Below are 12,760 nucleotides of genomic sequence, written 5' to 3'. Positions count from 1 at the left end.
ATCTACGATGGGGTGAAGAGTGGATCGCATAGGCTGCGTTGTTGCGGGCGGTGGCGTTATCGGGATTGCCATAGCGCGGGAATTTGCAAGACGAGGCATTGAAACGCTCATCGCCGAAGAGAGCGGTGCGGTGGGGAGTGGAATAAGTTCCCGCAATTCCGGTGTCATTCACGCCGGCCTCTATTACCCCGAAGCCAGTTTGAAGGCGCAGTTCTGTGTGGAAGGTAACGCCGCGCTTTACCGGTTTGCGAATGCATACGGCGTGGCGCATAAGCGCTGCGGCAAACTGATCGTTGCGACTGATAACCAGCAGGTTGAGACCCTGACCGAAATTGCCGGGCGCGCCCGCAGGTGCGGTGCGGGTGATCTGCAATTCCTTTCCGGAGCGCAAGCCCGTCGCGTCGAGCCGGAATTGAACTGCACGGCCGCGATTATGTCCCCGTCTACCGGAATCGTTGATTGCCATGATCTGATGCTGGCGCTGCTTGGAGATGCGCAGGCGCACGATGCAATGATCGCATTCCATACCAAGGTGGTGTCCGTGGATGCTGACAGCGATGGATTTGTCGTTCACACCATCGAGACGGAAACTGACCGGCCGTATGAATTTCGCACGGACGTGTTCATCAATGCCTGCGGGCTCAACGCGCCTGAACTGGCGACGAAAATTGCGGCATTGCCGAAGCATCACGTGCCGGAGCGCCGATATGCAAAGGGAAACTATTTCTCGGTGCCGGGTGCCGCGCCGTTTCAGCATCTGATTTATCCCGTGCCCGAGCCCGGAGGCCTGGGTATCCACCTGACGCTCGATCTGGGAGGCAGCATGCGGTTTGGTCCGGATGTCGAGTGGGTGGATACCATTGACTATTCGGTCGATCCGGCGCGGGCCGAGCGTTTCTACCAGGCAATACGGACATATTGGCCCGCGTTGCCCGATGGGGTTCTCCAGCCTGCCTATTGCGGCATCAGGCCAAAACTGAGTGTTGCGGGCGAAACGGTGACAGATTTTTTTATCGAGGGCCCGTCGTCGCACGGTGTAAAAGGACTGGTCAATCTGTTTGGCATTGAAAGCCCGGGGCTGACGTCCTGCCTGCCCATCGCGCAATATGTGGCGTCGCTGGTTTGAATCGAAGGTCAATTGGCACGAGCTTCGAGTGCTGATTCTTAATCTCCAAGCCGCTTCAGTATATCGGTCGCAACTGTTTCGATGGCCATGCCGAATGTGAACCTGTTTGCTCGATCGGGGTCTTGCGTAAAAAGCGGCTCGGCTGGCCGTGGCGCCTTGAAATCAATTTTCCGTTCTTCATCGGGAAGATAAGCCGAACCGACGACGCGTACATTTCGCCGATCATTCTCCTGGATGGGTTCTGCCAAGACGGTGCCAAAGGGGTTTCCGCTGCCTTTGGATGCGGCGTCCGTGTCCGCTGCTGTCTCCCCCTCGGAAGGGTGTTGTACGATTGGCAGTGCAGGACCAAGGGCTGTTAAAGCTCCTTGACCTGCGGGGGCCACCGCACTGATCGATGTTTTTAATGATTGCTGCGCATTGTGGCACGTGCAATTGGCCACTGGCGGAGCGCCGGTAAGACGATAGTTGAACGCGGTGGGCAGGTCCTTATGGGGAATCTTGGTTTCGACGGAGATCATATCCTCGGAAGACTGCTCCGGTATGGCATGGGAATACAATTTTACCGGTGACGCGGGACACATTTCACTGCAGGTGTTCTGGTCGCGATCGAAATATTTGGTCTGGACGGCGAAAGAGATCGGAAAATAATACCCATCACACGTTCGCACACATAGTGTTCGATAGAGTTTCGTACTGGATGCATCAGGGGTTTGCGTCGGTTGCCGCGGCCGTTTCCGTTCGATCGCCTGCCTGGGAAGCGTCGCGACTTTCGTTACTTCCGGCTCGGACGCTGAATTGCCGAAAAGCGCCTCAAGCAGCCCCTGCCGCCGCTCTTCAGCGCACCCATTTGCTTTCAGTGCCGCAAGAATGCGCGGTTTTGAGGAAGGGGAGCCTTTGGAACGGGTTTCCGCACGCTTGCGCCTCTCAAGCTCTGCCGCAATGCTTTCAATATTCTGTTGAAAACGCGCGCATTGCTTCGGGTCTCCCCTGGAAAAGAGCGTGTTGGCGCAACCCGCCTGATTGGCGCGTGCGCGTGCTTGCTGCAGCTTCATCGCCTGCTCTTGGACAGCTCTATTGGCCTGCGGTTCGTCCCGGATTGGCAGTTTGAGCTGCTGGCGAAGCCGGATGCAAATACTTGGTTCAGCCACGGCATTTGCATGAAGAAAGAGGCTGGAAGACAAGAGCAGAGCTAGTCCGAGAATATTCCGGCTAATGAATTTCATCGACGCATACCTACTCGTAACAACACTCAGGGGAGGATCAGTTGTATTCAAGTTGAGATGGGTATTGATAGATGCGAAATATCAGAAATAAGAATGCGTTTCTACACTCTAATCTGCAGAATGAAAATGCTTTGTTTCAATGTTACTGATCCGCAAGGTGATTTACGGTTAATGGCATTTGGATAATTCTAGACGGATTGGCAGGTATTGCGGCACAGCCCGCACACGGACACCGGTCCGTCGGGAGCATCGCAAATGCCGACACTGATCGGATCAGGGCAAATTAATGCATGGCGCCGTTCCTCCAACCGTGCGGTTGAAGGAACAATGGCGAGATTTCACCGGCAAGAGAATCCTGGCGCGATCTTGCAATTCGGGCGAGGGCGGTGGGGCCGCGGCGGCGGGCGGTGGCCGTGATAATAGGGGGGCCGCACAACAATCGTCGGCCGAACCACAATGGCGGGCCTGTGAACGGCCACGCGATCGAGATAGTTGGCTGACACCCATCCCCGGATGCCCTGCCGTCCGATCCGGCACCAGTTTGACTGGCAAGCCAGAACATTCACGCGTATTCCCGCAGCCAGAGTACCAACGCGGGTGTAATGTGTTGCCGGACCGGTGCGAAGATTAACATTCCCGGTTGTATAGGCGACATCAGCAAGAGCAGAGCCTGCCGAGAATATTATCGTGGAACAAAAAACAAGTAGTGTGAGAAAGCTTCTCATGTTCATTGCTCAATCCCCCTGCAATAACACTGATTCAATTTGGATCTTCGGTCTAATAGATTGAAATTATCGCGATTTGTCCAGTTGCTTTACAGAATAAGCCGATGATCATCGGCATGATGAGAAAGTTGCTGCCGCAAGAAGTTAATCTGAGGCGCTGGCATTCTGGTTTCAATTGTCCCATCAATTTGCCTGATCCCTCAAGGCCAACGGATGTGAACGTTGGATATAGCTAGTCGAACCTGATCTGGATAAGTGTTGGCATGCCGCAATAGGTTGAGTCTTAATGCGGTGACCGATGCACGTATTCGCCTCGTCCTGAACTTCACCGGCAGCCAAGGAGCAGTTGTCATGACTGAGACAAACCTCGCGGAAATCTACAACGCCTATATTGCCTGCTTGAATGCACAGGATTGGCCGAACCTCGGAACGTTCGTTCAGGAGGACGTGCGCTACAACGGAAAGCTGATCGGGTTGACAGGGTATCGAGGGCTGCTGGAGAACGACTTTGTGGAAATTCCGGACCTGTATTTCAATATTGATCTGCTGATTTCCGACCAATCCTACATTGCTGCCCGCCTCCTGTTTAACGTGACGCCAAAAGGGAATTTCTTTGGTCTTCCCATCAATGGGAGGAAAGTGTCCTTCAGCGAAAATGTATTCTACCAGTTTCGCGACGGAAAAATCAGTCTGGTATGGTCGGTGATAGACAAGGCCGCCATCGAAGCGCAGATATAGTACTTATCCCGAGCCCATTCCCTAAAACCCGAGATTTCCGGTAATCAAGGATTGAAGCTTGGCATAATGGTCTGTCTCCGCAACTGCAACTTGGCGGAGACACTCATGACTATTGCTTTTTTAACAGTGGCCGCTGCCTGATCGTCGCGGACCAGCAAGTTTAAGGGTCGGTTCGATATCCGAACCTCGCGCAACCGGCGGCATCAGGACTGCGCAGGGGCAGCGGCGACTGCGCGCCGACGTTTCAACATCGAGAGAATGGCGATCGAAAGTGTTGAGGCGAGGCACAGCCACGCGAAGAGATCGCCGATCCGCGTGTAAAGCGTCGGCCCGGGCCCGGGCGGAAGGTCCGTGACCACCATGGTCAGGCCCGTCGGCGCATCCTCCTTCATGGCAATGACACGGCCTTGCGCATCGCTGGCGATCACCAGGCCATGGTGCGCGGGACGCATCATGGAAAATCCGTTTTCGACGCCGCGCATGATGGCCATTCGCCCATGCTGCCAGCCGTCGATGCCGAAGTCGCCCGCCGGCACACCTGCCAGCCGGGCTCCGTTCACGGCATCGGAGCGAATTGTGCTGGGGAAATCCATGTCTTTGCAGATCTCCATTGCGAATCCGTCGGCCAGAGACCCGGAGGCGTGACCGGGCACGTAGCGCTCTTCAAGCCCCGGCACGGGATGCCGCTTGTCATAGCGCTGCATCGGTCCCGTGGGGTCGAATGCAAGCGCGAAGTCGGCTGGCGGGTGGTCAGAATGGAAGCCGGCAATGATCCGTACTCCTGTTTCCCTGGACGCGGACGCAAGCGGCGCGACGATAGCCGACTGCGCCTCAGGGATCGAAGCCATGCCGCCTTCCGACGTCACGATGAAACGGGCGCCCTGGCGAGCCGCTTCACGGATTTCCTGGGCGTAGGCTGTCGTCACCGCAAGATCCTCCGGCAAAGCATGCGCACGCCAGGCGTTCGCTACAATGGACTCATCGACGATGCCCGCTACCCGGACGGTGGACGGCTGTGGCTGGGCCAGACGCACGAACCCGAACGCCAAGTTCGCCGCGCAGATCGCAACGCCCAGAGTGATGGCGGCGATGGCCTCCCGCCTGGCGCGCAGCGCCAAGGCAACGGTGTTGGCGAAGAGGCAAATGAGGAACGTGACGGCGTACATTCCCAAGAGCGAAGCGCTCTGGATCAGGATGGGCGCTGACATCGTGCTGTAGGCAAACGAGCCGTAGGTGCCGTTCGGCGATGGAAGCTGACTCAGGAGTTCGAATGCCGTCCACCATGCTGGAAACGCGAAGAGTGTGGCGAACGGATGCGCCCAGAGGTGTACAAAGCGCGCGAACCAGACGGCGGCGCAAAACATGCCAACGTAAAGCAGCAGCACCGGCACGATTATGAAGAGCGGCGGTATGTAAGGCAGTTGCAGTATGTAGCCGCCGCTTGCCAGGATCGCGGCCGCGCTCGCCGCCATCACCTGCCACATCGGCTGCTTTCCGTAGGCCAGCCACAGGAGCGGTACCGGTGCGAACCAAGCCAGCATCCATACGTCGTCGAAGCCCTGTGACAGGTAGAACATCGCGCCGCTCAGCAGCGCAGCGAGGACGGCGATCATCTTGTTCTCCGAGCAGATTCGAATGAAGCGAGACATTGGTGAAGGGCCGTGCGGTAGAGCGCTTTGAACTGCGTCTCGCTCGAAAAGCGGTTGGCGCGATGCATCGAGACGAGGCCTTGACCGAGCGCCGCGAGCGCCAAGGCGATTTCGAGCGCGGGCGTGTCCCCGATGCGTCCCTCTGCCTGCACCTCTTCGATGCGCTTCATGGCCATGGTCAATACGGGCGAGCGGCCGGCCGCAAAATCGTCTGGAAAGCGGCGCGCCTCGGGAGCGGGCAGGAAGAATGCCGCGTCGAACCGGTGGGGTTCCGTGATGGCGAAGTCCAAGTAAGCTTCGCCGAGCTCCTCCAGCCATTCCATCGGATCGGATGTGCCGATGGCGCGCGCGCGCTCTTCCCAGGCCCGAAGTCCGTCCGCCATCAAAGCGTTCAGCAGAGCGTTCTTGTCGGCGAAGTGGCGGTACATCGCCATCGTCGACATCTGCGCGCTCTGCGCCACCTTGCGGATGGTGAGTCCCGCTAATCCTTCTTGTTCGAGCACGGCTTTGGCTGCCGCAAAGATCCGGTCCACGGTCATGTGTGCTTTGTACACGTATCTGTGTGCAATGTACACAGGGCTGAAGTCATATCGGAAACCTTGGGCTTTAGGGAGCGGGTTCGGCATAGTATCGGGCTCGGCATAACGGGATGAAAATCGTCCGCGGCGCCAGCCACCGCATCCCTCAAGCTGCTGATGTACCATGTCCTTGCTGCCCGGTAACGAAATACCAAGGAAGCCCTGTCAGGCTGGCTGACATCGCGATTCGACGCTCAGGAACGTTGTCAAACCCGATGTTGATCTGGCCCAACCGCGACTGGGCCGAAGAGGGCAGGATTTATATGGCCAAGAGAAAGCGCAGCACCCGTTCACCGTCACGTTCGCCGAAGCGGTCATCGCCGCGCTCCGCATCGGGCGGGTCCTCGACGGGTATAATCCTGGCTCTTGCTGTGATTGTCGGCGTTGGCGCATTGAGCATATGGTCGGCGACGCAGCACAAAGGCCCGCTCAAAGCCTTCGCCGGATGGTTCGAGCGTCCAGCAGCACAGACCAGTCGATCAGCCGCCGCAAAGCCAGACGCAGATGTGAAACAGACAGTGAAAGCCGCGCCGCGCCAGGAGAACATTCCAGCTACCGCTTTCAATGCTCCGATCCCGCGCCCCTCCATTCCCGTCGGCGCACAGCCGAATCCCGCGGTGCCCACGCCGCTGCAACGGGCAGCATTACAGCAGCCGCAACCATTGCAGCGCCCGGCCTTGGCCGTTGGTCCTGCGGAGCGGACGGGTATTCACCTGCCACGCGGGATCAACATGCCCAACATGACGCCATCGGTGGTGTATGCGCGGGAAAGGCTGACCTTGCGGCGCAATGCGTGGGATAAATCCGAACCGGCGGGTACCGTGGAAAAGGGACGCGAAATGCGCTCCTATGGCAAAACCGGCAAATGGCATCATATCGTGATTCCCGCTACCGACATGATCGGCTGGGTGCACGAAGATATGCTGATTGCCGGAAAAACCCACCCCGGCACGTCGGCTATGACGACAGGTGCGATATCCGGTACGCTCAGATCCACACAGGTGCAGGCCATCTATCCGCCGCGGCCGGTCGGCGCCCAGTGACGGCCTGAACAAAGCGGGGACTGTCGCCCCTGCCGCGACCTCAATACTGCAGAATCTTGTTGAGAAATTCGCGCGTGCGCGGCTGGCGGTCCTCGATCTTGCCGAAGAATTCGTCCTTGGTTGTATCCTCGAGAATGCGGCCGCCAACATCCATGAAAATGACGCGGTTGGAGACTTTCCGGGCAAAACCCATTTCATGCGTCACCACCATCATGGTCATGCCTTCGGAGGCTAGACCGACCATGACGTCCAGCACCTCGCCCACCATCTCCGGATCAAGCGCCGATGTCGGCTCGTCGAAAAGCATGATGATCGGATCCATGGAGAGCGCGCGGGCGATGGCCACGCGCTGCTGCTGGCCGCCGGAAAGCTGGCCGGGAAATTTGTGCTGATGATCGATGAGGCCGACACGCTCCAGCATTTGCAGGCCACGCTTCTTGGCTTCGTCGCGCCGGCGACCAAGCACCTTTATCTGGGCAATGATGAGATTGTCCGTGACCGACAGATGCGGAAACAGTTCGAAGTGCTGGAAGACCATCCCGACGCGGCTTCTTAATTTCGGCAGGTCGGTGGCCTTGTCGTGGACGGCGACGCCGTCGATCCAGATTTCGCCCTTCTGGATCGGTTCAAGCGCGTTGATGGTCTTGATCAGGGTGGATTTGCCTGAGCCGGACGGCCCGCAAACGACGACGACCTCTCCCTTGTTGATCTTGACCGAGCAGTCGTTGAGGACCTGAGTCGTGCCATACCATTTGGAAACGCTTTTCATTTCGATCATTGCGATTGCGTCCTTCAGTTCAGCGCACGATGCGGATTTTCTGGTTCAATTTCTTGACGAGCATGGACAAGAAAAAGGAGATGACGAAATAGACCACGGCCGCGAGGAGATAAGTTTCGATCCGCCGGCCAAACGTATTGCCCATGATTTCGAAACCCTTGAGGATGTCGTAGGCGCCGATGGCATAGACCAGCGAGGTATCCTGGAACAGCACGATGGTCTGGGTCAGGAAGACCGGCAGCATGTTGCGGATCGCCTGGGGCAGGATGATGTAGCGCATGTTCTGCGCATAGGTCATGCCGAGAGCCTGCCCCGCATTCGTCTGGCCGCGCGGCAGGGATTGGATGCCGGCGCGCACGATCTCGCTGAAGAAGGCGGCTTCAAAGACAATGAAGGTTATCAGGGCGCAAATCTCGGCCCGGTATTTCTGGCCGCTTCCACCCGGGAACAGGTCGTAAAAACCGGATGGCACCAGCAGGAAAAACCAGAGGATCACCATCACCAGCGGCACGCTGCGAAACACATTGACATACCATGTGGCGATATATTCCAGCAGCTTGACGTTGGACAGGCGCATCAGGGCAATGACGGTGCCGAGGGCAATGCCGCCAATGGTGGCGGCAATCGTGAGCGAGACGCTGAAATAGAGGCCGCTGAGCAGATAGTTACTGATGTTGGCCCATGTATAGAACGAAAAGTCGAGCGTAGCCATCAGTGCGCTCCCTGCGTCTGGACCGTCAGGCCGGGTATGCGCATCCGCCGTTCCATGAAGGCCATGACCCGGTTGACCACCAGCGCGGTCACCGCATAGAGCACCGTGGCCGCCAGATAGACCTCGACCCCGCGCGACGTCTCTTCCTGTGTCTGCATGGCGAAGCTGATCAGTTCGGGAATCGATACCGCAAAGGCGACTGACGAGTTCTTGACGATATTCATCGCTTCGCTGGTCAGCGGCGGGATGATGATGCGGAAGGTCTGCGGCAGGATCACATAGCGGTAGGTCTGAAACTGGGTGAAGCCGACAGCATAGGCGGCGTTACGCTGGCCTGTCGGCAAAGCCTGGATACCGGCGCGTATCTGTTCGGCGATACGGGCGGAGGTGAAGAAGCCGAGCGCACAGCAGGCCAAAACGAAGCCCGGCACGCTCCGCATGCCAGGAACGAGTTCGGAAATCACGAAGAACCAGATGAAGAGCTGGACGAGGATGGGAATATTGCGGAAAAGCTCAACCCATCCCGCCGCGAAGGCGGAGATGACCCGGTGTCCCGACAGCGTGCGCAACGTGCCAATGACGATGCCGAACACCAGAGCGATCACGAGCGAGGTGGCGGCCACGGCAACCGTGTAGCCCCAAGCCGACAGCATCCATTGAAAGTAGGTGACGCCGTCACCCCGGTCATCCCAAAGAAACTGCCAGCGATCCCATACGTTCTGCCAATACGCCATCATATCTCGCCCACCCGCACGTGTTGCATCAACAGGGCCGGTACTGCGCGTTTCCCGGCCCTGGTAAGCTCAAACCTATTGACCGGGTTGCTTATAGTCCTCGGTCGGCTTGTCGTTCGGATTGGCCCAGGCTTCCTTGGTTGCTTCCGAGGCCGGCATGTTCAGCGAAACATTGTTCGGCGGAATGGGCTGCATGAACCACTTGTCGTAGAGCTTGGCGATGGTGCCTGCCTTGATCTGTTCCACGATGCTTTCATCGACCGCCTTCTTGAATTCGGGGTCGTCCTTGCGGATCATGATGGCGATAGGCTCAACGGACAGTACTTCCGGCAGAACCTTGAAATCGCTCGGCTTTTGTGCCCGGGCAATATTGGCCGCGAGGATCGAGGCGTCCATCACGAAGGCATCGGCGCGGCCGCTCTGCAGGAGCAGGAAGCTGTCGGCGTGATCCTTGCCATAGACCTCGTTGAAGGTAATGTCTTTGCCGCGCTTGTTTTTGCGCAGGGTCTGCACGGAGGTGGTGCCGGTCGTGGTCGCCACGTTCTTGCCGTTCAGATCTTCCAGCTTGCTGATGTTGGAGTTGGCACGGACCGCAATTTTCACTTCCTCGACATACACGGTATCGGCAAATGCAACGTCCTTCGCGCGTGCGGTGTTGTTCGTTGTTGAGCCACATTCGAGATCGACGGTGCCGTTCTGGACCAGAGGCACACGGTTCTGCGATGTGACAGGCTGATACCGGATGTCCAGCTTTTCAAGTCCAAGCTTCTTCTTGATGTCCGCAATGATATTCTGGCAGACATCGTAGTGATAGCCGGTGTAGACGCCATTGCCGAGCGTATAGGCCAATCCGGATGACTCTCGTACACCCTGCGTGATGGTGCCAGAGGACTTGATCTTGTCCAGAGTTCCGTCAGCCTGTGCCGCTGACCCAAGAGCAGCAAAGATTATTGTTGCCGTGATCAGAATTTTTTTCATTTAATCCTCCAATTCGAACGCCGCAACTATGGCCGCATTCGGCGAAATTGAAAAGCGCTTAGGCTTCCAATTTGCAAATCCGGGCCGCTTGGCTGTGGAACACCCATTGTTGTGAAAGGCCTCTGCTGCCCGCGGGCGGCGATGTAATGGGAACGCCGCCGGCTCTTGTAATGTCCGGATATTCAGTCTCTCGGAGCCGCATAGACGAGCAATTGCCAGACGATTGGCAGGTTATTCGAGTGCCGGTGTTGAGCCGGCAGCGGTACGCCTTCTGTTGCAGCTATTTCCTCACCGCAGTTTTTGCAGCGGTATATGCCGGAATTGTAGGGGATCGATCCGGGCTCGAATTCTTTGTCAAACTGATCGCTCTCGTATCTCAGCAGGTACTTTCCATATTTATAAGAGGCCATGCTTTTCTCCCGCGATGTCGATATACGGGTCAGCGGCGTCCGGTGCGAAGCAGGAAAACGATCTGATTCAACCATTGGCCACCCCAAGGTAATCCAGCGCGATGTTAATGGAGACTCCGGCCGATTGTCACTACGGCTGTTGGCTCTCCCGTGCAGCAGGTCGAATTCTTATGCGTTTGGTAACCGGGATGGAAAGGGCCGGTGGCCATTGCCCCTGTTCCTCTGCTAGAGCAGTTCCTTCAGCATCGGGGGCGAGGCGGACCATGAACAAGGAAATCCATATCCAGTCTGGGGAACTTGCGGACGCAATAAGGATAGGGGGGCGGGCGGCGGCGCAGCCTGTTGTTTTCAATCGGACGATTGGACTTTTTCAAAGGGCTGATGCGGATCATCCGGGCAGTACGGCGGTGCTTTTCGCCAGCCCGTGGGGGCTGGAAGAACTGTGCACCCGCAAATTCTGGCGCATCATTGCGGAGAAACTGGCTGAGAAGGGCATCCCGTCCTTCCGCTTCGATTGGCCGGGAACCGGTGACGCGCTGGATGATGGCGACTTTTCCAGGGGACTGGCGGTCTGGAGTGACGCGCTTGTGGCCGGGGCGGAGCTGTTGAAGGACCTCTCGGGCTGCCAGCGCATCATCGTTCTGAGCCAGGGATTGGGTTGCGTTATCGCCGCCGATGCAGCGGCTCGGATGGACGGGCTTGAAGCCATTGCGTTCATGGCGCCGGTTGTTTCAGGCCGACACTATACGCGTGAACTATCAATCTGGTCCGGCATGGTTGACGCCGACCTTGGCTTGCCGGAAGCCCAGCGCGACAAGACTGGCGTGTCGATTGCCTCGTTGAAACTGCCCACCGAAGTGGCGGAAGGATTGCGCCGGGCAAACCTGATGACACTTGGCAGCAAGATTGCAGCGGAATGTATGGTCTTGGCGCGGGTGGACCGACCGTCCGACCGGGAGTTCGCGGCGCATCTCAGCCAGCTCGGCATGGATACGGTGACCGAGGACTACACCAGCTATGACAAACTGGTTTCCAATCCTGTCATCTCGCAGCTGCCGCTCGCCGTTGCCGACCGCATTGTCGATTGGGCCGCCGGTGTTGCAGGACGCTTCCCGCCCATCGAAGCCCGTGCACTTGTCGTTCAGGACGTGAAAGCCGGGACGTTGCAGGGCGATGGTTTTGCGGAAACCCCGCTGCGCTTCGGCTGCGGTGACCGGCTCTATGGCGTGCTGTGCGAGCCGCAAGGTACACGGCGCGGGGCGACGGTGCTGTTCCTGACCTCTGCCTATGACCGGCATGCGGGATGGGGACGCACGATTGTCACCACAGCGCGCGCGCTGGCACGGCGCGGCGTCGCCTCGCTCCGGTTTGATACGGCCAATGCGTCCGATAGTCCGCCGGTGCCGGGTATTCCGGATCAGGTACTTTATCATGATGCACAGAATGCTGACGTTGCCGAAGCGTTGTCTTTCCTCAATAGTCTTGGCACTGCGGCAATCATCGCTGCGGGCCGTTGCAGCGGCGCTTATCTCGGATTTCAGAACATCGTTGCCGATCCGCGGCTGTCCGGTGCGGTCCTCGTCAATCCCATTACCTTTTACTGGGAACCGGGACGTTCGGTCGATGAGGCCGTGCGTGAAGGCAGCCGAACCCTGGAAGAATATGGCAGCCGGCTCTTGCGCGCCTCGACATTCAAACGTCTCGTCCGCGGCGAACTGGATTTTGTCGGCATTGCCCGAAACGTTGCCGGAGGAATGGTCCGGCGCATTGCCAAACGGGCGCGGCATCTGCTTCGCGGCCGGACGACAGAAGGCCGGGCCGTCTACAAGGCATTCGGCGTGTTGAAGGAGAGGCAGAGTCCCGTTGAACTGCTCTACAGCTACCGGGATCCCGGACTTGAATATTTCGGCTACTATTTCGATGCGCGGGAAGGCAGGATTGCCGGGTATCCCAATGTGTCGGTCAAGAAGATCGCCGATGCGGATCACAATCTCACACCGCAACACGCCCGCGATATCTATATTGACGCGCTCGAACGGATGGCGGTGCGTTTTCCGGGCTGACGA

At 58.0% G+C, this 12,760-nt stretch carries 13 protein-coding genes; 4 read left to right on the top strand and 9 right to left on the bottom strand.

The genetic code is table 11. From position 1 onward, the window contains the following. Window positions 1–19 precede the first annotated feature (19 nt). Window positions 20–1,126, top strand: coding sequence for an NAD(P)/FAD-dependent oxidoreductase (locus J1W56_RS21215; RefSeq protein WP_223615281.1), 1,107 nt, complete (start codon window positions 20–22; stop codon window positions 1,124–1,126). Between the two features lie 38 nt (window positions 1,127–1,164). On the opposite strand, the gene J1W56_RS21210 is transcribed toward J1W56_RS21215, so the two are convergent. Further along, on the bottom strand, window positions 1,165–2,349 hold the full coding sequence (locus tag J1W56_RS21210) for a DUF2865 domain-containing protein (RefSeq protein ID WP_223615280.1): 1,185 nt from the start codon (window positions 2,347–2,349) through the stop codon (window positions 1,165–1,167). A gap of 338 nt (window positions 2,350–2,687) precedes the next feature. Then, window positions 2,688–3,074 (bottom strand): SH3 domain-containing protein, encoded by a 387-nt coding sequence (locus tag J1W56_RS21205; protein ID WP_223615373.1) that lies wholly within the window; start codon window positions 3,072–3,074, stop codon window positions 2,688–2,690. A gap of 351 nt (window positions 3,075–3,425) precedes the next feature. Between J1W56_RS21205 and J1W56_RS21200 the strand changes: the two genes are divergently transcribed. Beyond that, window positions 3,426–3,812 (top strand): ester cyclase, encoded by a 387-nt coding sequence (locus tag J1W56_RS21200; RefSeq protein WP_223615372.1) that lies wholly within the window; start codon window positions 3,426–3,428, stop codon window positions 3,810–3,812. A gap of 203 nt (window positions 3,813–4,015) precedes the next feature. Here J1W56_RS21200 and J1W56_RS21195 read toward each other — a convergent pair whose 3' ends face one another. Together J1W56_RS21195 and J1W56_RS21190 are read right to left on the bottom strand one after the other, a co-directional pair. Further along, window positions 4,016–5,425 carry a nitrilase-related carbon-nitrogen hydrolase gene (locus J1W56_RS21195; protein ID WP_223615279.1) on the bottom strand — a complete coding sequence of 470 codons (1,410 nt, stop codon included), beginning with the start codon at window positions 5,423–5,425 and terminating at the stop codon, window positions 4,016–4,018. Beyond that, on the bottom strand, window positions 5,422–6,000 hold the full coding sequence (locus J1W56_RS21190) for a TetR/AcrR family transcriptional regulator (protein ID WP_223615278.1): 579 nt from the start codon (window positions 5,998–6,000) through the stop codon (window positions 5,422–5,424). Before J1W56_RS21190 ends, J1W56_RS21195 begins: the two co-directional genes overlap by 4 nt. Before the next feature lie 254 nt (window positions 6,001–6,254). Here J1W56_RS21190 and J1W56_RS21185 point away from each other — a divergent pair, with 254 nt between their 5' ends. Then, window positions 6,255–7,082 (top strand): hypothetical protein, encoded by an 828-nt coding sequence (locus J1W56_RS21185; protein ID WP_223615277.1) that lies wholly within the window; start codon window positions 6,255–6,257, stop codon window positions 7,080–7,082. Window positions 7,083–7,122: 40 nt separating this feature from the next. Here the strand turns inward: J1W56_RS21185 and J1W56_RS21180 are convergent, their stop codons facing one another. The 5 genes from J1W56_RS21180 to J1W56_RS21160 all read right to left on the bottom strand — a co-directional run bounded on the left by J1W56_RS21180 (window position 7,123) and on the right by J1W56_RS21160 (window position 10,769). Next, window positions 7,123–7,860 carry an amino acid ABC transporter ATP-binding protein gene (locus J1W56_RS21180; protein ID WP_223615276.1) on the bottom strand — a complete coding sequence of 246 codons (738 nt, stop codon included), beginning with the start codon at window positions 7,858–7,860 and terminating at the stop codon, window positions 7,123–7,125. Window positions 7,861–7,879: 19 nt separating this feature from the next. After that, a complete protein-coding gene (locus J1W56_RS21175) occupies window positions 7,880–8,572 on the bottom strand; it encodes an amino acid ABC transporter permease (protein WP_223615275.1) in 693 nt (230 codons plus the stop codon). Continuing rightward, window positions 8,572–9,309, bottom strand: a complete 738-nt coding sequence (locus tag J1W56_RS21170) for an amino acid ABC transporter permease (RefSeq protein WP_223615274.1) — start codon at window positions 9,307–9,309, stop codon at window positions 8,572–8,574. The genes J1W56_RS21175 and J1W56_RS21170 overlap by 1 nt, the downstream gene beginning before the upstream one ends. Before the next feature lie 72 nt (window positions 9,310–9,381). Then, complete coding sequence (locus tag J1W56_RS21165) at window positions 9,382–10,284, bottom strand: amino acid ABC transporter substrate-binding protein (protein ID WP_223615273.1); 903 nt, start codon at window positions 10,282–10,284, stop codon at window positions 9,382–9,384. A 182-nt stretch (window positions 10,285–10,466) separates the two neighbouring features. After that, complete coding sequence (locus J1W56_RS21160) at window positions 10,467–10,769, bottom strand: hypothetical protein (protein WP_223615272.1); 303 nt, start codon at window positions 10,767–10,769, stop codon at window positions 10,467–10,469. Between the two features lie 188 nt (window positions 10,770–10,957). Here J1W56_RS21160 and J1W56_RS21155 point away from each other — a divergent pair, with 188 nt between their 5' ends. Beyond that, on the top strand, window positions 10,958–12,757 hold the full coding sequence (locus J1W56_RS21155; RefSeq protein ID WP_223615271.1) for an alpha/beta hydrolase: 1,800 nt from the start codon (window positions 10,958–10,960) through the stop codon (window positions 12,755–12,757). The last annotated feature ends 3 nt before the right edge of the window (window positions 12,758–12,760 follow it).

Source organism: Phyllobacterium calauticae (assembly GCF_019991125.1).
GTDB lineage: Bacteria > Pseudomonadota > Alphaproteobacteria > Rhizobiales > Rhizobiaceae > Phyllobacterium > Phyllobacterium calauticae.
Note: the sequence above shows the minus strand (reverse complement) of the source record. Positions and strands in the feature narration are given on the sequence as shown.

Excerpts from the sequence above, each read along its gene's own strand:
- J1W56_RS21210 (WP_223615280.1), bottom strand. The coding sequence starts at position 2,349 with ATGAAATTCATTAGCCGGAATATTCTCGGACTAGCTCTGCTCTTGTCT.
- J1W56_RS21205 (WP_223615373.1), bottom strand. The coding sequence starts at position 3,074 with ATGAGAAGCTTTCTCACACTACTTGTTTTTTGTTCCACGATAATATTC.
- J1W56_RS21200 (WP_223615372.1), top strand. The coding sequence starts at position 3,426 with ATGACTGAGACAAACCTCGCGGAAATCTACAACGCCTATATTGCCTGC.
- J1W56_RS21195 (WP_223615279.1), bottom strand. The coding sequence starts at position 5,425 with ATGATCGCCGTCCTCGCTGCGCTGCTGAGCGGCGCGATGTTCTACCTG.
- J1W56_RS21190 (WP_223615278.1), bottom strand. The coding sequence starts at position 6,000 with ATGACCGTGGACCGGATCTTTGCGGCAGCCAAAGCCGTGCTCGAACAA.
- J1W56_RS21185 (WP_223615277.1), top strand. The coding sequence starts at position 6,255 with ATGTTGATCTGGCCCAACCGCGACTGGGCCGAAGAGGGCAGGATTTAT.
- J1W56_RS21180 (WP_223615276.1), bottom strand. The coding sequence starts at position 7,860 with ATGATCGAAATGAAAAGCGTTTCCAAATGGTATGGCACGACTCAGGTC.
- J1W56_RS21175 (WP_223615275.1), bottom strand. The coding sequence starts at position 8,572 with ATGGCTACGCTCGACTTTTCGTTCTATACATGGGCCAACATCAGTAAC.
- J1W56_RS21170 (WP_223615274.1), bottom strand. The coding sequence starts at position 9,309 with ATGATGGCGTATTGGCAGAACGTATGGGATCGCTGGCAGTTTCTTTGG.
- J1W56_RS21165 (WP_223615273.1), bottom strand. The coding sequence starts at position 10,284 with ATGAAAAAAATTCTGATCACGGCAACAATAATCTTTGCTGCTCTTGGG.
- J1W56_RS21160 (WP_223615272.1), bottom strand. The coding sequence starts at position 10,769 with ATGGTTGAATCAGATCGTTTTCCTGCTTCGCACCGGACGCCGCTGACC.
- J1W56_RS21155 (WP_223615271.1), top strand. The coding sequence starts at position 10,958 with ATGAACAAGGAAATCCATATCCAGTCTGGGGAACTTGCGGACGCAATA.